The following is a 22,373-nucleotide window of genomic DNA, read 5'->3' as shown; positions in this document are numbered from 1 at the left end:
ATGACAATGCGTAATTCTCTTTTGACCGTACTGGGAAGTGTTATGTTGCTGGGCGCGGCGCTCCCCGCGCACTCAGAAAGCGTCCTGCGAATTGGTCTGGGTGCCGATCCAGATATGCTCGATCCCCATTTGGCGCGCACCTACTATGGCCGCTTCGTGTTTGCCTCGCTGTGCGACAGGCTGGTGGACGTGGATGAAAACCTAAAAGTGGTACCGGGTCTGGCGAAAGACTGGTCCTGGAGCGATGACGGTAAAACCCTGACCATGAACCTGCGTGAGGGCGTGACCTTTCACGACGGCGAAAAATTCGATGCCGAAGCCGCAAAATACAATCTCGACCGCGCGCTCACCCTGAAAGGCTCACTGCGTAAAAGCGAAATCTCCTCTATCGAATCGGTAGAAGTGAAAAGCCCGACGCAAATCGTGCTGCACCTGAAAACGCCAGACGCGGCGCTGCTGATGCAGTTGACCGATCGTGCCGGGGCAATGATGGCACCTGAAGCCGCGAAAAAACCGGACTTTGCTGCGCATCCCGTTTGCTCCGGCCCGTACAAATTTGACAGCCGCGTCTCGCAGGACCGAATTGTGCTCAGCCGTTTTGACAACTACTGGAACAAAGACGCTTACCACTTCGATAAAATCATCTACCTGCCGATCCCGGATGCCTCCGTGCGTCTGGCAAACCTGCGCGCGGGCGATCTGGATCTGACGGAAGGCGTTGCCGCCAGCGATGTCAAAACGGTCGAAGCTGATAGCAAGCTGACACTGGCGAAAGTCACCGGGCTGGGTTATCAGGGCATCACGTTCAATATCAACAACGGCAAAGTCCCGGCAAACGATCCGTTCAAGGATGCGCGCGTGCGCGAGGCCTTCTCGCTGGCGATCGATCGTGATGCGTTGAATCAGGTGGTATTTGAAGGGCTTTACACCCCTGCAAACCAGGCCTTTTCACCCGTCAGCCCGTATCACGTTAAGGTGCCAGTTGCTGCTCGCGACGTCGAAAAAGCGAAAACGCTGTTGAAGGCGGCGGGTATTACTGCTCCGCTGAACGTCAATCTGCTGGTGCCTAACAACCCAACGTCACAGCAGGTCGGACAGGTATTGCAGGCGATGGTCGCGGAAGCGGGCTTTAACCTCAACCTGCAGATGACCGAGTTCGCCACGCTGCTGGATCGCCAGCAAAGCGGTGACTATCAGTTGAGCTTCTCAGGCTGGTCCGGTCGTCCGGATCCGGACGGCAGCATTTACGGCTTTATTAACAGCAAAGGCAACCTTAACGACGGGCGCTACAGCAATGCGCAGGTAGACGAATGGCTGACTCAGGCTCGCCTGAGCACCGATCCCGCCGTCCGTCAGCCGCTTTACAACAAAGTGGTTAACCAACTGCAGGCCGATATGCCTATCGCTTACCTCTACTTTGAGCCACGTATCTTTGGGTTGAATAAGAGCGTTAAAGGCTTCAAGCCTTATCCGGACGGCATTGTGCGCGTTGCGGGTTTAACGCTGGCGAAGTAACAAAGGGCGCGAGGAGAAACCATGCTGGAACTGATTTGTAAACGCCTGCTGCTGGCGATCCCGACCCTGCTGCTGGTGAGCATGATGGTCTTTGGGCTGCAAAAGCTGCTGCCCGGCGACCCGCTGATCGCCATGGCGGGGGAAGAGCGAGACCCGGCGGTCATCGCCCAGCTGCGCGCGGAGCTAAACCTGGATGCGCCATTGCCAGTCCAGTATTTCGACTGGCTCACCCGCGCATTACAGGGCGATCTTGGTGTCTCCTTACGCACCCATGAACCGGTCACGCAGCTGATCGCCAGTAAGCTACCGGTCACGATGGAGCTTTCGCTGCTGGCGATGATTATTGCGCTGGTGTTCGGTATTGGGATGGGGATCCTCGCGGCGGTGAACAAAAATAGCTGGGTCGATCACGGGGCGAACTTTGTGGCGATCTCAGGGATCTCGATACCGCACTTTTGGCTGGGGATCCTGCTGATCTTAGTTTTCTCGGTCAATCTGCAATGGCTACCCGCGTCTGGCTTTGTGCCGTTCAGTGAAGATCCGTTGCAAAACCTGCGCACGCTGCTGTTGCCAGCATCGGTGCTCGGTACTGGCCTCGCGGCCACGCTGATGCGCCACACGCGTGCCTCGATGATTGCGGTGCTCAAAGCGGATTACATTCGTACCGCCCGGGCGAAAGGCCTGCTGCCAAAAGCGGTGATCCTTAAGCACGCCTTTCGCAATGCGCTGGTGCCGGTAATCACCCTCACCACGCTGCTGTTTGGCGAGCTGCTGGGCGGGGCGGTACTGACCGAGCAGGTCTTCACTATTCCAGGCTTTGGCAAGATGATCGTCGATTCGGTATTCAACCGTGATTATGCGGTAGTGCAGGGTGTCGTGTTGATCGTGGCGATCGGCTTCCTGCTGCTGAACCTGCTGGCCGACGTGCTCTACGTTCTCATCAACCCGAAAATGCGAGGTTAATCATGGCTGAACTGGCGACTCAAAACGTTGCTGCGGCCCTGCCGCGTGCGCAAAACCGGGTGCTGAAGAAATTCCTCGCCAATAAAAGTGCAGTCATTGGCGCGGTGATTGTTGGCATCTTTATCGTCATTGCATTGCTGGCCCCGTGGCTTGCGCCGTTTGATCCCGTGAAAGCCAATTTTCTGGCAGTGCGTAAACCGCCGTCTGAACTGTTCTGGTTTGGCTCGGATGAGTTGGGCAGGGATATTCTTTCACGCATTATCTGGGGCGCACGAACCTCGCTAATGGCGGGCTGCATGTCGGTGGTGATCGCTGTCGTGATTGGTGTGCCGTTGGGGCTGGTGGCCGGGTATTTCCAGGGCATTTGGGACGGGATCATTTCGCGATTTATTGAAGCGCTGCTGGCCTGTCCGTTTCTGATCATGGCGATCGCGCTGGGGGCTTTTCTTGGCCCGAGCCTGACTAATGCAATGATCGCCATTGGTTTATCGGCGATGCCGATCTTTGCTCGCCTGACGCGCGGCCAGGTCATCGCCATTCGCAACGAAGAGTACATCGACGGCGCGCGGGCGATTGGCCTGCCGGATCGCTGGATCATCATTAAATACGTTTTGCCAAACGTGATGTCGCCGATTCTGGTGCAGGCTACGCTTGCCATTGCATCGGCCATTATTGCTGAAGCCAGCCTTTCGTTCCTGGGGCTGGGGCAGCAGCCGCCCAATCCTTCGTGGGGCTCAATGCTCAACACGGCAAAAGGTTTTCTGGAGCAGGCGCCATGGATGTCTGTTTTCCCGGGCGTTGCCATCTTCCTGGCGGTGCAGGGCTTTAATTTACTCGGCGACGGGCTGCGCGATGCGCTCGATCCGCGCCACGACTAAGGAGTCATGATGACCAAAGCGCTCGATTTTACCACCGGCTATGATTCACGACGCCCACCGATGATGGGGCATAACGCGGTTGCGACCTCCCAGCCGCTGGCGGCGCAGGCCGGTATGCGTATGCTCCAGCTGGGCGGTAACGCCGTGGACGCAGCGATTGCTACCGCCATGGCACTGACCGTGGTAGAACCTACCGGCTGCGGCATTGGCAGCGATGCGTTTGCCATTATTTGGGATGGCGAGAAATTACATGGTCTGAACGCTTCGGGCCGATCGCCTGCCAGCTGGCATGCGGATCTCTTTGCCGGTCAAACCGCTGTGCCCGAACTGGGCTGGGATGCCGTCACCGTACCGGGTGTGGTCTCAGGCTGGGTTGCGCTGGCAGAGCGCTTTGGCACGTTGCCGCTCACCACGCTGGCGCAGCCCGCTATCGAATATGCGCGTCACGGTTTCCCGGTTTCGCCGCTGATTGGCCACCTGTGGCAGCGTGGCTACAACAAGCTGAAAGATCAGCCTGGCTTTAGCGCCTGCTTTGCACCGGAAGGCCGTGCGCCGCGCGTTGGGGAAATCTTCCGTAACCCGGCGCAGGCCAACTCGCTGGAGCTGATTGCCAAAACCAACGGCGAAGCATTTTACCGTGGCGAGCTGGCGGAAAAAATCGCAGCCTTTGCGAAAGAACACGGCGCGCATCTGACGACAGACGATCTGGCTAACCATCGCGTCGACTGGGTTGAGCTGCTGTCGCGCGACTTTGCGGGCGGCTCGGTGCAGGAGCTACCGCCAAACGGTCAGGGCATTGCCACGCTGATTGCGCTGGGCATCCTTGAGCAGACCGGTATTGAGCGCCACCACCCGGATTCCGTCGAGTCGCTACATCTGTCCATCGAGGCGATGAAGCTGGCGCTGGCGGATCTTGATCGCTATGTAGCGGACGAAGAACACATGGAGTTCGCGGCGAAAGAACTGTTGGGCGATGCCTATCTGAAATCGCGCGCGGCGCTGATCGACCCTGATAAAGCCTCTGATTTCACCTACGGTTCGCCGACTCAGAGCGGCACGGTGTATCTTTCTACTGCGGATGCGAGCGGCATGATGGTGTCGTTTATTCAGTCGAACTTTATGGGCTTTGGTTCAGGGGTCGTGGTTCCGGATACGGGCATCAGCCTGCAAAACCGCGGCTGTGGCTTTGTGCTCGATCCCAAACATCCGAACGCGCTGGCGGGCAGCAAACGTCCTTTCCACACCATCATTCCAGGCTTTGCGATGGACGGAAACGGTAAGCCGCTGATGTCCTTTGGCGTAATGGGCGGTCCGATGCAGGCGCAAGGGCATATGCAAATGGCGCTGCGCATTATGCTGCACGGACAAAATCCGCAGGCTGCCATTGATGCGCCTCGTTGGCGCGTGGTGCAAGGGCGAGAAGTGATCGTGGAATCGACGTTTGATCGCAATACCATTGCGGCGCTGCGCGAGCGTGGGCACCAGATTGTGGTGGAAGATCCGCTCCAGGATTACAACTTTGGTGGGGCGCAGGTGATATACCGCATGCCTGAAGGGCACTACGTCGCCGCGACAGAAAGCCGTAAAGATGGGCAGGCGTTAGTGAGCTGAGAACGTGAAATGTAGGCCGGGTAAGGCGTATTGAACTGCCACCCGGCTTTTATTCACCCAATACTGAACGGATCCGCATCCTGCCAGGCAGGAAACTTCTCCCGATACTCTTTTAGTGCCGTCAGCGAAATCTCGGCGTCAATGCGCGTGGCCTGATGCGGCTCGGCGGTGGCGATAATCTCCCCCTGCGGGTTAATCACCCGGCTGTCGCCACGGTAGTGATGTCCGTTACCGTCGGTGCCGACCCGGTTGCAGCCCAACACATAAGCCTGATTTTCAATGGCGCGCGCCGTCAGCAGCGCCTGCCAGTGCAGCGAACGCGGTGCTGGCCAGTTGGCGACGTACAGCACCAGATCATAATCGTTGCGGTTGCGTGACCACACCGGGAAGCGCAGGTCGTAACAGACCAGCGGCAGAATGCGCCAGCCGCGCCACTCAAAGACCACACGCTCGTTACCCGCTTCGTAATGATGATGCTCATCCGCCATGCGGAACAGGTGACGTTTGTCGTAAAAGTGCAGCGTGCCGTCGGGTTCAACCAGCAGGAAACGGTTCACCGGGCCACGCTCCGTTTGCAGCGCGGCGCTACCGGCAATGAGTGCATTAGTCTGCTGCGCCTTCGTGTGCATCCAGGCCACCACCTCATCCTGCGGCAACGACTGCTTAGCCGCCTCCATTGCGAAGCCCGTGGTGAACATCTCCGGCAGAACAATTACGTCGCGCCCGGTAATCTCTTCCAGTTGGCGATCGAAATGGCGCAGGTTGGCCGGGCCATCCATCCACACCAGCGGTTGTTGTAAAATCGTCATCTTCAAGCCAGGCACAGTACGGACTCCTCGTTGAACAGCATTTTTACACTGTAGCACGCGGTAAAGAGAAAATGTGGCAATAAAAAACCCCGCACGAGGCGGGGTTGACGGGAGCGGAGCGGCTTATGCTGCCTCAGGTTTGCGGACCTTCTCCGGCATCTTTACCGGCTGAGTCGCCAGCTCATCGTGCTCAAAGTCATCGACGTTAATACTGCGCAGACGGCTCGCTTCCGCTTTCACCAGTACGGCAGCTTCATTCTGGTCGATGGTGCCAGCGGCCAGTGCCTGTTTAGCCAGTTCATCCAGACGCGTAAACGGCAGGTTTTTACCCAGCTTTTTGCAGATCTTCTGATGAATCGGATCGGCGGCCATCACATCCAGCAGCGCTTCTTCCAGCAGACCAACAGGATTGTGCTCGCTTGGCGTCAGGTACTGACCACGACCAATACGGGAGCGAGTCGCACTTGGGATCTGCAAGATCTTCGCCACCTTATGATCCAGCTTATCGGACGGTGCCAGATGATGACGACCGGTCGGGAAGATTGCCACGCGCAGGGCACCTGCAACAAAGCGGTTCGGGAAGTTTGCCAGCAGATCGTCAATCGCCTGTTCTGCTTTGTATAACGCATCCTGAACGCCCCAATGCACCAGCGGCAGGTCGGCTTCATGACGGCCTTCGTCGTCATAGCGTTTCAGCGTCGCGGAGGCGAGGAACACCTGGCTTAACACATCACCCAAACGCGCGGAGATACGTTCGCGACGCTTGAGGCTACCGCCCAGTACCGCCATTGACACGTCCGACAGCAGCGCAAGGTTGGCGCTCAGACGGTTAAGATGTTGATAATAGCGACGGGTCGCATCACCGGTTGGTGTTGAGCTGGTTAAGCCGCGCGTCAGGCCAAGCCAGAAGCTGCGTACTTTATTGCTGCCAACGTGGCCGATATGCTTGAACAGCAGCTTATCGAACGCGTTGACGTCATTGTTTTGCGCAGCCGCCATCTCTTCGAGAACGTACGGATGACAGCGAATGGCACCCTGACCGAAGATCATCATGCTGCGGGTCAGAATGTTGGCCCCTTCAACGGTGATGGCAATCGGCGCACCCTGATAGCCGCGTGCCAGGAAATTACCTTCGCCGAGCATAATGCCTTTACCGCCAGCGATATCCATAGCATCAATAATTGACTGCTGTGCGCGGTGGGTACAGTGATACTTCACGATGGCCGACAGGACCGCTGGTTTTTCACCGAGCATAATGCCGTAGGTAATCAAGGAAGCGGCAGCATCCATAACGTAGGCATTGCCTGCGATACGCGCCAGCGGCTCTTCGATACCTTCCATCTTGCCGATAGAGATTTTGAACTGACGGCGAATATGGGCGTAAGCGCCAATCCCCATTGCCACTGATTTCAGGCTGCCGGTTGAGTTGGACGGCAGCGTAATGCCGCGACCCACCGACAGACATTCCACCAGCATGCGCCAGCCCTGACCAGCCATCGCTGGCCCGCCGATGATGTAATCGATCGGCACAAAGATATCTTCACCGCGGGTCGGACCGTTCTGGAATGGCACGTTCAGCGGGAAGTGGCGACGGCCAATTTCAACGCCGGGAGTGGACGTGGGGATCAGCGCACAGGTAATGCCCAGATCTTCTTCGCCGCCCAGTAGTTTTTCCGGGTCAGAAAGTTTAAACGCCAGCCCTAATACGGTGGCGATAGGTGCCAGCGTGATATAGCGCTTGTTCCAGGTCAGGCGCATACCCAGCACCTGCTGGCCCTGCCAGTCGCCCATGCAGACGACGCCGGTATCGGGAATCGCACCCGCATCGGAGCCTGCTTCCGGGCTGGTTAGCGCGAAACAAGGGATTTCCTGGCCGCGCGCCAGGCGTGGCAGGTAGTGATTCTTCTGCGCTTCAGTACCGTAATGCTGGAGCAATTCGCCTGGGCCTAACGAGTTTGGTACGCCGACGGTGATGGCCAGAATACCGGACACGCCCGCCAGTTTTTGCAACACGCGAGCCTGAGCGTAAGCAGAGAACTCCAGCCCGCCGTACTCTTTTTTAATGATCATCGCGAAGAAACGATGTTCTTTCAGATACGCCCACAGCTCTGGCGGCAGGTCGGCCATCTCGTGGGTGATCGCAAAGTCGTTCGCCATGCGGCAGGCTTCTTCAACCGGGCCGTCAATAAAGGCTTGTTCTTCAGCCGTTAAACGCGGCTGAGGATAGTTGTGCAGCTTTTTCCAGTCCGGGTTACCCTGGAACAGATCGCCTTCCCACCAGGTGGTGCCTGCGTCGATAGCTTCTTTTTCGGTACGTGACATCGGCGGCATCACTTTACGGAAGCCACGGAAGACGGGAGCCGAAATCATCGATTTGCGCATTGACGGTAAGTTGAGCGGCAGCAGGATGATAGCCAGCGGCAGCACAAGCCAGATATTCCACAGGCCCGCAAAGCCAAGCGCAGCGGTCCAGGCCAGTAAAATCAGGCTACTCAGTAATAAACTTACGCGGTGATAAAACAGCACACCGAGCAGAACAACGGTTGCGATAATGCTCAAAATCATCATAAAGAAAAGCTCCCTTGCTTGTAGGAGGTCTGACCACTTGTGATGATATGGTTGTAGTGGATGTTATTTCTTTTAGCAATATATTCACAAAGTAATTACAACCTGGTTCACATTGTTCAGGTTTTAGCAGGCACGAATAATCAAAACGCCGAAGGATTCGCATGGCTTTAGCTTCTCGCTTTTCACGCTATCCGGTACACTCCACTGTGTTATTTCATCAATACTGAAGGATTATCCTCATGTACCAGGATCTTATTCGTAACGAACTGAACGAAGCGGCGGAAACGCTGGCTAACTTTCTGAAAGATGAAGCCAATATTCATGCGATTCAGCGCGCAGCCGTTCTGCTGGCGGACAGCTTCAAAGCAGGCGGTAAAGTCATCTCCTGCGGTAATGGCGGCTCCCATTGTGATGCTATGCACTTTGCCGAAGAGTTGACCGGTCGCTACCGTGAAAACCGTCCAGGCTACCCGGCGATTGCGATTTCTGACGTTAGCCACATCTCCTGCGTTGGTAACGACTTTGGTTATGACCATATCTTCTCTCGTTACGTTGAAGCGGTCGGTCGTGAAGGCGACGTTCTGCTCGGGATCTCCACCTCTGGCAACTCTGCGAACGTGATCAAAGCAATCGAAGCGGCGCGTGAGAAGGGCATGAAGGTCATCACCCTGACCGGGAAAGATGGCGGTAAAATGGCCGGTTCAGCGGATATCGAAATTCGTGTACCGCATTTTGGCTATGCCGATCGCGTGCAGGAAATTCACATCAAAGTGATTCATATTCTGATTCAGCTGATTGAAAAAGAGATGGTTAAGTAAGACTTCGCTGGGGAGGCGTATCCCGTCTCCCCGCTGTTGTGGAGGTAAGACATGTGCGAACTGCTCGGGATGAGCGCCAATGTGCCAACCGATATCTGCTTTAGTTTCACCGGGCTGGTCCAGCGCGGTGGAGGAACCGGGCCGCATAAAGACGGCTGGGGCATCACCTTCTACGAAGGGAAAGGCTGTCGCACGTTCAAAGATCCACAGCCCAGCTTTAACTCACCGATTGCCAAACTGGTGCAGGATTATCCCATCAAATCCCGTTCGGTTATCGCGCATATTCGTCAGGCGAATCGCGGAGAAGTGGCGCTAGAAAATACCCATCCTTTTACCCGCGAACTGTGGGGACGCAACTGGACTTACGCGCACAATGGGCAACTGACGGGCTACAAAAGCCTGCAAACCGGTAATTTCCGCCCGGTAGGTGAGACCGACAGTGAAAAAGCGTTTTGCTGGTTGCTGCATAAGCTGGTCGAGCGCTATCCACGTACCCCGAGCAACATGGCTTCGGTGTTCAAATACATCGGGACGCTGGCGTGTGAGTTACGTGAGAAGGGGGTCTTTAACATGTTGCTGTCAGATGGGCGATATGTGATGGCGTTCTGTTCGACCAATCTCTTCTGGATCACGCGTCGTGCGCCGTTTGGCGTGGCCAAGCTGCTCGATCAGGACGTGGAAATTGATTTTCAAACCGAAACCACACCCAACGATGTGGTCACGGTTATCGCCACTCAACCCCTGACGGGCAATGAAACCTGGCAAAAAATCATGCCAGGCGAGTGGGTCTTATTTTGTCTCGGGGACCGAGTAGTTTGATGCCAGCTGTGGATGGACGACCTCGTGACTCAGCGGTTTGCTGACGATGTAACGTCCATCTGCCACCGAAACGGTTGGTGGTTTACGCGTTTGCTCAAAATAGTCATAACCCGGTTTTAGCTGTTTCCAGAACTCCGAGTAGGTCGAGAACTTGTGACGCTGCATGTTGGCATCGGTCATCCGGAACGGATAAATGCTCACCTGCACGCCCGCCTGACCAAACACCAGTGCGCCAGTGACAAACTGGAAAATCTCATCGATACCGCCGTCCGTCATGGCATAGCAGCCAATAGACACGCAGGCACCGTGGATCATCAGGTATTTGCCGTCGTAACCGTGTGCACGGTCATAGGCATTCGGAAAACCAATATTGATGGCTTTATAGAAGCGGCTGTCGGGTTTGAGCTGATTGCGCTGAACGGTGTAAAACCCTTCCGGACTTTTGAAATCGCCCTGGCGCTGTTTTGGACCCAAGCCACCGGAATAGTTACAGATTTTGTAGCTATCAAGTAGCTGGTAAGTCTCGCCCATTTTCACAAACAGATCGAGCGTGCGTTCTTCCTTGAATATCTGAATGTAGACCGGCGATCCCATTAACTGCTGTTTATATTCTTTGCTTACCGGCGTGGTTGAACTGTTGCTGCTAAGCAGCCCAGCAAACGAAAGACACGGCATCAGAAGCATCGCAATGAACAATGCGATTTTACGCATACTACAAGTTCCTTGATAAAGCTAAACCAACTTGCCAGGACGGCAAAAGAGACCCGAAATCAGAATTATCTGGTTAGGGGCGCTCACATTAGCATCGCTGCATTTTTTCGCAAGCGTGAATGGATGAGTTTACAAATTAGTTTTCTTTAATAAAGGTATTTATCCGCTTCGTGTAATTTCTTCACCTCGGCGAATTCATTACTGTATACTTAACCAGTAATGAGTGAGGGCTTACTATGCGCAAAATAATCCATGTTGATATGGACTGCTTTTTTGCCGCCGTGGAGATGCGAGATAATCCGGCGCTGCGGGATATCCCGATCGCTATTGGCGGCAGCCGCGTGAAGCGTGGGGTGATCAGTACCGCTAATTATCCGGCGCGCAAATTTGGCGTGCGTAGCGCCATGCCTACGGCAATGGCTCTTAAGCTCTGCCCTCATCTCACGCTGCTGCCGGGCCGCTTTGATGCTTATAAAGAGGCATCGGTCCGTATTCAGGAAATCTTCTCCCGCTATACCTCGCTCATTGAACCGCTCTCGCTGGACGAAGCCTATCTCGACGTGACCGATAGCCTGCACTGCCATGGCTCCGCCACGCTGATGGCGCAGGAAATCCGTCAGACCATCCAGAATGAGCTTAATCTCACCGCATCGGCGGGCATCGCCCCGGTGAAATTTCTTGCCAAAATCGCCTCCGATTTAAACAAGCCCAACGGCCAGTATGTGATTACGCCAGAACAGGTGGCGGCATTTGTCAAAACGCTGCCGCTTGGCAAAATACCCGGCGTGGGTAAAGTCTCTGCGGCAAAGCTCGAAGGCATGGGCTTGCGCACCTGTGAAGATGTGCAAAACAGCGATCTGGCCATGCTGCTCAAGCGCTTCGGTAAGTTCGGGCGCGTGCTGTGGGAGCGTAGTCAGGGTATTGATGAGCGCGACGTTAACAGTGAACGTCTGCGTAAATCGGTGGGCGTTGAGCGCACGCTGCTGGACGATATTCATGACTGGACGGAATGCGAGACGATTATCGTGGAGCAGCTTTACCCGGAGCTGGAGCGACGCCTGTTAAAGGTGAAGCCGGATCTGCTGATTGCTCGTCAGGGTGTGAAGCTAAAATTTAATGACTTTCAGCAAACGACTCAGGAGCACGTCTGGCCGCGCCTCAATAAAGACGATCTGATCGCCACGGCGAGAAAGGCATGGGAAGAGCGGCGGGGCGGACGGGGAGTGCGGCTGGTGGGATTGCATGTCACGCTGCTGGATCCGCAGCTAGAGCGCCAGCTGGTGCTGGGGCTATAAAAGAAAATGCCCGGCTGTGAACCGGGCATCAAAAGACAGATTACTTCGCAGGAATCGCTTTCAGCAGTTCGGTTAGCAGCGTCCAGTAATGGCCCACGCTTTCGATATGCACTTGCTCATCCGGAGAGTGTGGACCGGTAATGGTTGGCCCAATGGAAACCATATCCATATTCGGGTACGGCTTTTTGAACAGACCGCATTCCAGCCCTGCGTGGATCACCTGAATGTTAGGGGTCTTGTTGAACAGACGCTGATAGGTCTCGCGCACCAGCGCCATCACCGGAGAGCTTGCGTCCGGCTGCCAGCCTGGGTAGCTACCTTTAGCGGAGGTTTCCGCGCCGGACAATTTGCCCAGAGATTCCAGCATGCTCACCACGTACTCTTTACCGCTGTCGATCAGAGAACGGATCAGGCAGATTATTTCTGCGCTGTCGTCTGTCATGGTCACTACGCCCACGTTCAGGGAGGTTTCGACCACGCCTTTCGCGACGTCAGAGTTACGGATCACGCCGTTCGGGGTGGCATTCAGCAGTTGAACAAAGCTATCGCGAGACTGCGCAGTTAGCGCTGCTTTGTCGCTGGATACCGCTTCCAGAACCACAGTCAGGTTCTTCTCTTTCGCGGCCAGTTCGTTTTTCAGGATGTCCAGATACGCGTTAGACAGGTTTTTCAACGCATCGGCTTTATTCGCGGCAACGGCAACGGTGGCGAAAGCTTCGCGCGGGATAGCGTTACGCAGCGTACCGCCATTGAAATCAACCAGACGCAGGTCCAGCTCGTCCGCATGACCCGCCAGGAAGCGCGCCAGCAGCTTGTTAGCGTTGCCCAGGCCTAAATGAATATCGCCACCGGAGTGACCGCCTTTCAGGCCTTTCAGCGTGAGCTTAAAGGTCTGGAAACCAGCAGGAATCGCCTCACGCGTGAGCGGCAGGGTAGAGATAAAATCAATACCGCCAGCGCAACCCATGTAGATCTCACCTTCTTCTTCGGAGTCGGTGTTGATCAGGATGTCAGCCTGCAGCCAGTTGGCCTGCAAACCAAATGCGCCGTCCATACCTGCTTCTTCGGTCATGGTCAGCAGCACTTCCAGCGGACCATGCTCAACGCGATCGTCAGCCAGTACGGCCAGCGCGGACGCCATGCCAATACCATTATCTGCGCCCAGCGTCGTGCCGCGCGCTTTAATCCACTCGCCGTCGATGTACGGCTGAATCGGATCTTTAGTGAAGTCATGGTCGGTGTCGTTATTCTTCTGCGGCACCATGTCCAGGTGCGCCTGAAGCACAACCGGTTTGCGGTTTTCCATACCTGCGGTCGCCGCTTTACGAATCAGAATATTGCCAACCTGGTCGCGTTCAGCGTGCAGGCCTTTTTCCTTCGCCCAGCCCATAATATGTTCGGCAAGCTGTTCTTCGTGATAGGACGGGTGAGGGATGGAACAGATTTTGGCAAAAATATCCCACAGCGGCTGTGGAGATAATTGAGACAGTTCAGACACGATGAGTCTCCTTGTCGTGGCGCTGCAAACACGCTTGCAGGTCACAGGGTTAGCAGATTGATTGTTACCACAAGTCGGGCTTGCGAGATAAGGTCGAGAATACCACTTTCTCCGTCTGCTGCTAGCATTAAGCACGTAAAAACTCCGGCCTGCGCCGCTAAACACTGGTTTTTAGTGCGTCAGATCTCTATAATCTCGCGCAACCTATTTCCCCCTCGAACACTTTTTAAGCCGTATATAAACAGGCTGGGACACTTCACATGAGCGAAAAGTACATCGTCACCTGGGACATGTTGCAGATTCACGCCCGCAAACTGGCCGCGCGCCTGATGCCTTCTGAACAGTGGAAGGGCATTATCGCCGTTAGCCGTGGCGGTTTGGTACCGGGGGCGCTGCTGGCACGTGAGCTGGGTATTCGTCATGTTGATACCGTATGCATCTCTAGCTATGACCACGATAACCAGCGTGAGCTGACCGTGCTGAAACGCGCCGAAGGCGACGGAGAAGGCTTTATCGTGATTGACGATCTGGTCGATACCGGTGGTACTGCTGTTGCGATTCGCGATATGTATCCTAAAGCGCATTTCGTCACTATCTTTGCGAAACCTGCCGGGCAACCGCTGGTGGATGACTACGTGATTGATATCCCGCAGGACACCTGGATTGAACAGCCGTGGGATATGGGCGTGGTCTTTGTACCGCCCATTTCAGGCCGTTAATTTTCAGACGTAACTTTACACGCCCGGTTATGCCGGGCGTTGTTTTATTTAGCGCCCGGCGGGTTACAATAGCTTCTATGACATGTATTCATGGAGGCTACGCGCAATGACCCAGGCGAATCTTAGCGAGACCCTGTTCAAACCCCGTTTCAAGCACCCGGAAACTTCGACGCTGGTGCGTCGGTTTAACCCCGGCACTCCGCCTTCGGTACAGTCCGCGCTGGACGGTAAAAACGTGCCGCACTGGTACCGCATGATTAACCGCCTGATGTGGATCTGGCGCGGAATCGATCCCCGTGAAATTCTGGACGTGCAGGCGCGCATCGTAATGAGTGATGCCGAGCGCACCGACAGCGAACTCTACGATACGGTCGTGGGCTATCGCGGTGGAAACTGGATCTACGAATGGGCAACTCAGGCCATGGTGTGGCAGCAAAAGGCGACCCAGGAAGAGGATGCCGCCCTCAGTGGACAGCATTGGCTACATGCCGCCAATCTCTACAGCATCGCCGCTTATCCCCATCTGAAGGGTGACGATCTGGCTGAACAAGCCCAGGCGCTGGCCAACCGCGCGTATGAAGAAGCGGCGCAGCGTTTGTCCTGCAATATGCGTGAAATTGAATTCACCATCCCCGGCGGCGCGCCAGTGACCGGCTTCCTGCACATGCCGCCTGGCGACGGGCCGTTCCCAACCGTGCTGATGTGTGGCGGTCTGGACTCCCTGCAAATTGACTTTTACAGCCTGTTTGAACGTTATTTCGCACCAAAAGGGATCGCGATGCTGACGTTAGACATGCCGTCCATTGGTTTTTCTTCGAAATGGAAATTGACGCAGGACTCCAGCATCCTTCATCAGCATGCGCTGAAAGCGCTGGAAAACATCCCCTGGGTGGATCACACCCGTGTGGCGGCTTTTGGTTTCCGTTTTGGGGCAAACGTCGCGGTACGTCTGGCTTATCTGGAATCCTCGCGGCTTAAAGCCGTTGCATGTCTTGGCCCTGTAGTACACGCGCTGTTAAGCGACCCTCAGCGTCAGAGCGACGTGCCCGAGATGTATCTGGACGTGCTGGCAAGCCGTCTTGGCATGCATGATGCATCAGATGAAGCGCTGCGGGTGGAACTCAATCGCTACTCGTTAAAAACGCAGGGCTTGCTTGGACGTCGCTGTCCGACGCCAATGCTGTCAGGTTTCTGGAAAAACGATCCCTTTAGCCCAGAAGAAGAGTCCCGCTTAATCACTTCGTCATCTTCGGATGGCAAACTGCTTGAGGTGCCGTTTAGCCCGGTGTATCAGAATTTTGACAAGGCTTTGCAAGAGATTACGCGTTGGATCTATCAGAGATTGTGTTAAGAGATTGCTAAATTTTGATGGTTTGGTAAAACAGTGGACTCACAAAAGGAGATCGCAATGACGTTACCGAGTGGACACCCGAAAAGTAGACTGATTAAGAAGTTCATGGCTCTTGGCCCGTATATCCGAGAAGAGCAGTGTGAAGAGAATCGCTTTTTTTTCGACTGCCTGGCTGTTTGCGTCAACGTGCAACCTGCTCCGGAAGAGCGTGAGTTCTGGGGATGGTGGATGGAAATGGAAGCTGAAGAGAAACGCTTCACTTACAGCTATCATTTTGGCTTGTTCAATAAAGCAGGCCACTGGCAAACAACCACCATCAAGGATAAGGAAGTTGTCGAACGTCTTGAGTAAACGCTGCGCGGATTCCACGAAAAAGCGCGTGTGCTGCTGGCGACCTTCGAACTTAAGCTCGAGCCCGCTGATGACTTTACCAACCAAAAGGTAAAGCTCTCCGCTTAAATCGTACAATAAAAAACCCGGCGACTTTCGTGCCGGGTATTTTTTTGCCGCAATATTAGAACTGGTAGGTCATGCCCACAGCCACGATGTCGTCGCTGCTAATACCCAACTGATTATCGTCATCCAGCTGGTTGATTTTATAATCAACAAACGCGGACATATTTTTGTTGAAATAATAGGTCGCGCCCACGTCGATGTATTTCACCAGGTCCTGGTCACCCATCCCTTCAATATCCTTGCCTTTAGACTGGACATAACCCAGGGATGGACGCAGACCGAAGTCGAACTGATATTGTGCGACCACTTCGAAGTTTTGTGATTTATTCGCAAAACCACCAGAAATTGGGGTCATATTACGCGTTTCAGAATACATGGCCGCCAGGTAAATATCGTTCGCGTCATACTTCAGACCGGTCGCCCAGGCTTCGGCTTTTTCACCTTCGCCACGTGCCAGCAGATTCTGAGCATTGGTACGGTCAGAGTTGGTGTAAGCGCCGCTGACGGCGAAATCGCTGCCGCCGAAATCATAGCTCAGAGAGGTACCGAAGCCGTCGCCGTTTTGTTTCTTCGCTTCACGACCTTCGTTTTTACCCTGATACTGCAAAGTCATGTCCAGGCCATCGATCGCGCCGAAGAAGTCGGTATTGCGATAAGTCGCCAGGCCGCTGGCGCGCTTGGTCATGAAGTTATCCGTCTGAGCAGAAGAGTCACCGCCGAATTCCGGGAACATATCGGTCCAGGCTTCAACATCGTACAGCGCGCCCAGGTTACGACCATAGTCGAATGAACCGTAGTTTTTCAGCTTCAGGCCAGCAAATGCCAGACGGGTTTTCTGAGTGGAATCGCTTTCGGCTTTGTTGCCGGAAAATTCAGCTTCCCAACGACCGTAACCGGTCAGTTGATCGTTAATCTGGGTCTCGCCTTTGAAGCCGAAACGAACGTAGGTCTGGTCACCATCTTTAGCGTCGTCATCACTGAGATAATGCATGGCTTTTACTTTGCCATACACGTCCAGTTTGTTTCCGTCTTTATTATAAACTTCAGCTGCGTGAACAGATGCGGAAGCAACAACGCCCATTACCACTAATGCCAGAGTGCTCTTTTTCATTTTCAATCCTGATGTTTTATAAAACGCGCTAATATTCGCTGAGCAATAAGATTCGACTTATTACCCCGTGAAAAACAGGAAGGGTTTTATCGTCTGTGGGTGAACGTTTTATGACAAAGTAAGAATATGTTTAAAAAAGTATGATTTATTTTTTCAGTAATAAAACTGTCAACATCTGCCGCTACGCTTCCTGATCCCGCGCAACAAATTATCGTGCTATGTGCTACGGCAGTTGGCAACGGTGCTGAGTCCTGTTAAAAAGTCTGATTGACATCATTTTCCCTTATTGTTGAATGGCAGAGAATCATGAGTGACAGCCAGACGCTGGTAGTAAAACTCGGTACCAGTGTTTTAACAGGCGGATCGCGCCGCCTTAATCGCGCCCACATTGTTGAACTTGTCCGCCAGTGCGCACAGCTTCATGCCGCAGGTCATCGCATCGTGATCGTCACATCCGGGGCAATCGCTGCCGGACGTGAGCATTTGGGATACCCCGAGCTCCCCGCGACGATCGCCTCCAAACAGCTGCTGGCCGCCGTGGGGCAAAGCCGACTGATTCAACTGTGGGAACAGCTGTTCTCGATTTATGGCATTCACATCGGTCAGATGCTGTTGACGCGCGCTGACATGGAAGACAGAGAACGTTTCCTGAACGCGCGCGATACCCTGCGTGCGCTGCTGGATAACAACATCGTCCCGGTGATCAACGAGAACGACGCGGTTGCCACCGCAGAAATCAAAGTTGGCGATAACGACAATCTTTCCGCGCTGGCGGCGATCCTTGCCGGAGCCGACAAATTGCTGCTGCTAACCGATCAGCAGGGGCTTTTCACCGCTGACCCGCGTAACAACCCGCTGGCAGAGCTGATCAAAGATGTTCACGGTATCGATGACGCGCTGCGCGCCGTTGCCGGTGACAGCGTATCGGGCCTGGGCACAGGAGGGATGGGCACCAAACTACAGGCCGCTGATGTCGCCTGTCGTGCCGGTATCGACACTATCATTGCCGCGGGCAGCCGCCCGGGTGTGATTGGTGATGTGATGGAAGGCATTGCTGTCGGCACCCGTTTCCACGCCGTCGCCTCGCCGTTAGAAAACCGCAAACGCTGGATCTTTGGCGCACCGCCTGCCGGTGAAATCACCGTGGACGAAGGTGCCACCGCGGCGATTCTGGAACGAGGGAGTTCATTACTTCCGAAAGGGATTAAAAGCGTGACAGGTAACTTCTCTCGTGGTGAAGTGATTCGCATCTGTAATCTGGAAGGTCGCGACATCGCCCACGGTGTCTGCCGCTACAACAGCGACGCGCTACGCCGCATTGCGGGTCATCACTCGCAGCAAATCGACACCATTCTGGGCTATGAATATGGCCCGGTCGCCGTTCATCGCGACGATATGATTATTCGCTAAGGAGCTAAACATGCTGGAACAGATGGGCGCTGCTGCGAAAGCCGCCTCTTACAAACTGGCGCTCCTTTCCAGTCGTGAGAAAAACCACGTGCTGGAAAAAATCGCTGATTATCTGGAAGCGCAATCCGCTGAGATTTTACGAGCTAACGAGCAAGACTTAGCAGAGGCGCGTGAAAATGGTCTGAGCGACGCGATGCTCGACCGTTTGGCACTGAACCCTGCGCGCTTGAAAAGCATCGCCGACGACGTGCGCCAGGTATGCAATCTGGCCGATCCTGTCGGACAAGTGATCGACGGCGGGCTGCTCGACAGCGGCTTACGCATTGAACGTCGTCGCGTGCCGCTCGGCGTGGTAGGCGTGATTTATGAAGCGCGTCCGAATGTGACCGTTGACGTGGCCTCTCTGTGCCTGAAAACCGGCAACGCCGCCATCCTGCGCGGCGGTAAAGAGACCTGGCGCACCAACGCCGCAACCGTGAAAGTCATTCAGCAGGCGCTCGAAGAGTGTGGTCTACCCGCGGGAGCCGTGCAGGCAATTGAAAGCCCGGACCGCGCGTTGGTGAACGAAATGCTGCGCATGGACAAATACATCGACATGCTGATCCCACGTGGCGGCGCGGGCCTGCACAAGCTGTGCCGCGAGCAGTCCACCATCCCGGTGATCACCGGCGGTATCGGCGTATGTCATATCGTGGTGGATGACAGCGCAGAGATTGCGCCTGCGCTCAACATTATCGTTAATGCTAAAACGCAACGTCCAAGCACCTGCAACACCGTTGAAACGCTGCTGGTACATCAGGGTATTGCGGATACGTTCTTGCCTGCGCTGAGTCAGCAGATGGCCGAGAGCGGCGTGACGCTGCACGCAGAGGCCAGCGCGCTGGCACTGTTGCAGGATGGCCCGGCGAAAGTGGAAGCAGTAAAAGCGCAACAGTACGACGACGAGTATCTGTCGCTGGATCTGAACGTGAAGATTGTAGCCGATCTGGATGACGCGATTGCGCACATTCGTGAACACGGTACGCAGCATTCTGATGCCATTCTGACCCGCACCCTGCGCAATGCCGATCGCTTTATCAACGAAGTGGATTCGTCAGCGGTTTACGTCAACGCCTCCACCCGCTTTACCGATGGCGGGCAGTTTGGCTTAGGCGCAGAGGTGGCCGTTAGTACGCAAAAACTGCATGCGCGCGGCCCGATGGGACTAGAAGCGCTGACCACTTACAAGTGGATCGGCTTCGGCGATGATACGATTCGTGCGTAAATAAAACGGGGGTGATGCAAAATTAGGCACTTGATTCACAAGGCCATTGACGCATCACCCCGTTAGATCTAACCTTCTGCCCCGTGGTTACATTCGTAACTGGCCTCTCAGGGCCGATATAGCTCAGTTGGTAGAGCAGCGCATTCGTAATGCGAAGGTCGTAGGTTCGACTCCTATTATCGGCACCATCCTACCTATTTTAACGTCTCCTTAAGTCTACTCAAATACCCTTTAAACCCTTATAATACGCGGTTTCACGGCCCTTGTTGTCTCTGCTCGTCTACTCACGTTCACAGAAATCTACGGTGAGTTGGGGGTATCAATGGGGGTATTCGCTGTTCGGTCTAAAGGAGATACCCCCAGATGAAGCTCAATGCCAGACAGGTCGAGACTGCCAAGCCCAAAGATAAACCCTACAAGATGGCTGATGGTGGTGGCCTCTACTTATTGGTTAAAACTAACGGGTCACGCTACTGGCGTTTAAAGTATCGTATCGATGGAAAGGAAAAGTTATTGGCGCTGGGGGTATATCCCGATGTGTCTTTGGCTGATGCCAGAGCAAAACGTGATGAAGCTCGAAAAGGTATCGCTGGGGGTATCGATCCTTTAGAGCTTAAGAAAGAACATAAAGCTGAGCGTGAAGCGCAGATCAAAAACACCTTTCAGCAAATTGCGCTCGAATGGCACAGCATGAAAGTGAAAAAATGGTCAGTTGGGTATGCCTCTGACATTCTCGAAGCTTTCAATAAAGATATTTTTCCTTTTCTTGGTCAACGGCCTATTGCGGACATTAAGCCATTAGAGCTTCTTAATGTGCTTAAAAAGATCGAAGCCAGAGGTGCAACAGAGAAAGCAAAGAAAGTGCGCCAACGATGTGGTGAAGTGTTTCGCTATGCCATCGTGACAGGCAGAGCCGAGTATAATCCTGCGCCTGATCTCACCAGTGCCATGCAGGGGCATGAATCTACACATTACCCGTTCCTGACCACCGAAGAGCTTCCTGCCTTCTTTAAAGCCCTTGCTGGCTACTCTGGTAGTGAATTGATGGTGTTGGCAGCGAGATTGTTGATCCTTACTGGCCTAAGAACGGGTGAATTGCGTGGTGCCTTATGGTCGGAAATCGATTCCGAGAAAGCGCTATGGGAAATTTCTGCTGAACGCATGAAAATGCGCCGTCCTCATATCATCCCGCTATCTACCCAAGCGTTAGCCATTATCGAAAAGATCAGAGCAATGACGGGACAATTCCCTTTGCTGTTTCCGGGCCGCAATGATCCAAGTAAGACCATGAGCGAAGCCAGTATCAATCAGGTATTTAAGCGAATAGGCTATATAGGACGGGTTACGGGTCACGGCTTCCGTCATACCATGAGCACCGTTCTTCATGAACAGGGCTACAACACCGCATGGATTGAAACCCAACTAGCCCATGTTGATAAGAATGCTATCCGTGGCACCTACAACCATGCGCAATATCTCGATGGCAGACGCGAGATGCTGCAATGGTATGCCGACTACATGGTAAGCCTTGAGAAAGGCGGTAATGTCGTACAGGGAACGTTTAATCGGCGTGGGTAAGGATAACTGCTGATGAAAGAAGGGTTATGTCTTAACGGGCATAGCCCTTTTTCTTGGCTAATGCAGATAAGAATTAAGTCAGAATTTAAACTGATGTTTATTAACTAATTGATTAATATGAAAATTATAAAATACCTTAAATTAGGAAAATAAATAGCACTTATTGCTAAATCGCTCTACATCCCGCCCAGTGACAGCTCTTCCGCCATTTCATCTGTTTTTGTATGAAAAACACTCAATTCGAGTTCAATTCTGATTTTCCGAGGGTTGAACGTCATAAGCGATCTGAAGATACTACATTCATCAAAACAACAACGGAGAAATATATGACAACAAGAAAACTTATTCGCTTGCCAGAAGTGATGAATAAAACAGGATTTAGCAAAGCATGGATCTATAGACTTATTAGTAAGGGTGATTTTCCGAAGCCGATTAAGATTGGAATAAGAGCCTGTGCCTTTATTGAAAGTGAGATTGATGAATGGATTGAACAACTGATCTATTCATCACGCAATACAGCAGCATAATAATATATGGGTAGTATGTAAAAGCAATATAAAATATAACAATCCCTATTAAATAATACATGAAAGTGTAGGGGGATATTTACTTAACGATTAAATAAGGAACCAGAAATGAAAAAAGAAAATAAATGTAATAGTCAGAACTCAGCAGAACTTACAGCATTGTTAGAATACTCTCGCTTTACCAAGAAAGTACTCGCGAAGCCTGCTAATGAAGTATTCGATCTATTTACTGACACATACTATATGGAAACCGTTTACGATGAGATTATTGATAAAACGAAGAAGAGCATTGATCAAAGTCAGCATAGATATATAGATTTTGAAGAGGTTAGAATAAATATAATGTGCATGCATACAGAGGCCATTATGATTTGTTATATGTAAAAATAAAATAGCTCAAAATGGATTTTATAGCGTTTAGAGATTTTATATGAATAATATTAATAGCTTAAGCAAAAGGTCAGATTTATAT

19 protein-coding genes, 1 tRNA gene and 1 pseudogene are annotated in these 22,373 nt (G+C 53.4%); 16 read left to right on the top strand and 5 right to left on the bottom strand.

Translation table 11 applies throughout. The annotated features are described in order from the left end of the window. The 4 genes from AC6EMZ_RS22425 to AC6EMZ_RS22410 are packed head-to-tail and all read left to right on the top strand — an operon-like array spanning position 1 to position 4,967. The gene (locus tag AC6EMZ_RS22425) at positions 1-1,515 is read left to right on the top strand and encodes an ABC transporter substrate-binding protein (protein WP_498405045.1); all 1,515 of its coding nucleotides are present in this window, start codon (positions 1-3) and stop codon (positions 1,513-1,515) included. A gap of 21 nt (positions 1,516-1,536) precedes the next feature. Continuing rightward, the gene (locus AC6EMZ_RS22420; protein WP_498405044.1) at positions 1,537-2,478 is read left to right on the top strand and encodes an ABC transporter permease; all 942 of its coding nucleotides are present in this window, start codon (positions 1,537-1,539) and stop codon (positions 2,476-2,478) included. Positions 2,479-2,480: 2 nt separating this feature from the next. Then, positions 2,481-3,356, top strand: a complete 876-nt coding sequence (locus AC6EMZ_RS22415) for an ABC transporter permease (protein WP_498405042.1) — start codon at positions 2,481-2,483, stop codon at positions 3,354-3,356. A 9-nt stretch (positions 3,357-3,365) separates the two neighbouring features. Beyond that, positions 3,366-4,967 carry a gamma-glutamyltransferase family protein gene (locus AC6EMZ_RS22410; RefSeq protein WP_498405060.1) on the top strand — a complete coding sequence of 534 codons (1,602 nt, stop codon included), beginning with the start codon at positions 3,366-3,368 and terminating at the stop codon, positions 4,965-4,967. Between the two features lie 53 nt (positions 4,968-5,020). On the opposite strand, the gene AC6EMZ_RS22405 is transcribed toward AC6EMZ_RS22410, so the two are convergent. Further along, the gene (locus AC6EMZ_RS22405; protein WP_498405041.1) at positions 5,021-5,791 is read right to left on the bottom strand and encodes an amidohydrolase; all 771 of its coding nucleotides are present in this window, start codon (positions 5,789-5,791) and stop codon (positions 5,021-5,023) included. A gap of 108 nt (positions 5,792-5,899) precedes the next feature. Next, positions 5,900-8,344: an acyl-CoA dehydrogenase FadE gene (gene fadE, locus AC6EMZ_RS22400; protein WP_498405040.1), complete on the bottom strand. Its 2,445-nt coding sequence runs from the start codon at positions 8,342-8,344 to the stop codon at positions 5,900-5,902. Between the two features lie 239 nt (positions 8,345-8,583). Here fadE and lpcA point away from each other — a divergent pair, with 239 nt between their 5' ends. Next, positions 8,584-9,162 (top strand): D-sedoheptulose 7-phosphate isomerase, encoded by a 579-nt coding sequence (gene lpcA, locus AC6EMZ_RS22395; protein WP_154127537.1) that lies wholly within the window; start codon positions 8,584-8,586, stop codon positions 9,160-9,162. 51 nt (positions 9,163-9,213) lie between these two features. Further along, complete coding sequence (locus tag AC6EMZ_RS22390) at positions 9,214-9,981, top strand: class II glutamine amidotransferase (protein WP_498405039.1); 768 nt, start codon at positions 9,214-9,216, stop codon at positions 9,979-9,981. Here AC6EMZ_RS22390 and dpaA read toward each other — a convergent pair. After that, positions 9,952-10,692 (bottom strand): peptidoglycan meso-diaminopimelic acid protein amidase, encoded by a 741-nt coding sequence (dpaA, locus tag AC6EMZ_RS22385; RefSeq protein WP_498405038.1) that lies wholly within the window; start codon positions 10,690-10,692, stop codon positions 9,952-9,954. The two genes, AC6EMZ_RS22390 and dpaA, sit on opposite strands and share 30 nt — an antisense overlap. A 236-nt stretch (positions 10,693-10,928) precedes the next feature. On the opposite strand from dpaA, the gene dinB reads away from it, so the two are divergent. Continuing rightward, positions 10,929-11,987 (top strand): DNA polymerase IV, encoded by a 1,059-nt coding sequence (gene dinB, locus AC6EMZ_RS22380; protein WP_498405037.1) that lies wholly within the window; start codon positions 10,929-10,931, stop codon positions 11,985-11,987. Positions 11,988-12,027: 40 nt separating this feature from the next. Here the strand turns inward: dinB and pepD are convergent, their stop codons facing one another. Then, entirely contained in the window at positions 12,028-13,485 is a 1,458-nt protein-coding gene (gene pepD / locus AC6EMZ_RS22375) for a cytosol nonspecific dipeptidase (protein ID WP_498405036.1), read from the bottom strand. Positions 13,486-13,745: 260 nt separating this feature from the next. Here pepD and gpt point away from each other — a divergent pair, with 260 nt between their 5' ends. From gpt to crl, 3 genes and pseudogenes are all read left to right on the top strand, one after another. Continuing rightward, complete coding sequence (gene gpt, locus AC6EMZ_RS22370; RefSeq protein ID WP_498405035.1) at positions 13,746-14,204, top strand: xanthine phosphoribosyltransferase; 459 nt, start codon at positions 13,746-13,748, stop codon at positions 14,202-14,204. A gap of 106 nt (positions 14,205-14,310) precedes the next feature. Further along, positions 14,311-15,555 carry an esterase FrsA gene (gene frsA / locus AC6EMZ_RS22365; RefSeq protein ID WP_498405034.1) on the top strand — a complete coding sequence of 415 codons (1,245 nt, stop codon included), beginning with the start codon at positions 14,311-14,313 and terminating at the stop codon, positions 15,553-15,555. Between the two features lie 57 nt (positions 15,556-15,612). Continuing rightward, positions 15,613-16,014, top strand: a pseudogene (crl, locus tag AC6EMZ_RS22360) (sigma factor-binding protein Crl). Between the two features lie 55 nt (positions 16,015-16,069). On the opposite strand, the gene phoE reads toward crl, so the two are convergent. Next, entirely contained in the window at positions 16,070-17,122 is a 1,053-nt protein-coding gene (phoE, locus tag AC6EMZ_RS22355) for a phosphoporin PhoE (protein WP_498405033.1), read from the bottom strand. Between the two features lie 306 nt (positions 17,123-17,428). On the opposite strand from phoE, the gene proB reads away from it, so the two are divergent. From proB to AC6EMZ_RS22325, 6 genes are all read left to right on the top strand, one after another. Next, the gene (gene proB / locus AC6EMZ_RS22350; RefSeq protein WP_498405032.1) at positions 17,429-18,532 is read left to right on the top strand and encodes a glutamate 5-kinase; all 1,104 of its coding nucleotides are present in this window, start codon (positions 17,429-17,431) and stop codon (positions 18,530-18,532) included. Positions 18,533-18,542: 10 nt separating this feature from the next. After that, a complete protein-coding gene (gene proA, locus AC6EMZ_RS22345) occupies positions 18,543-19,796 on the top strand; it encodes a glutamate-5-semialdehyde dehydrogenase (protein ID WP_498405031.1) in 1,254 nt (417 codons plus the stop codon). 112 nt (positions 19,797-19,908) lie between these two features. Beyond that, positions 19,909-19,984: transfer RNA gene (locus AC6EMZ_RS22340), tRNA-Thr, on the top strand. Between the two features lie 175 nt (positions 19,985-20,159). Then, positions 20,160-21,374 carry a tyrosine-type recombinase/integrase gene (locus AC6EMZ_RS22335; RefSeq protein ID WP_097514320.1) on the top strand — a complete coding sequence of 405 codons (1,215 nt, stop codon included), beginning with the start codon at positions 20,160-20,162 and terminating at the stop codon, positions 21,372-21,374. 326 nt (positions 21,375-21,700) lie between these two features. After that, entirely contained in the window at positions 21,701-21,901 is a 201-nt protein-coding gene (locus AC6EMZ_RS22330; protein ID WP_097514319.1) for a helix-turn-helix transcriptional regulator, read from the top strand. Positions 21,902-22,009: 108 nt separating this feature from the next. Continuing rightward, on the top strand, positions 22,010-22,285 hold the full coding sequence (locus tag AC6EMZ_RS22325; RefSeq protein WP_498405030.1) for a hypothetical protein: 276 nt from the start codon (positions 22,010-22,012) through the stop codon (positions 22,283-22,285). Positions 22,286-22,373: the final 88 nt, after the last annotated feature.

The sequence above is a fragment of the Enterobacter sp. SCRI0065 genome, from assembly GCF_059766475.1.
This window is presented reverse-complemented; position numbering and strand designations above follow the sequence as displayed.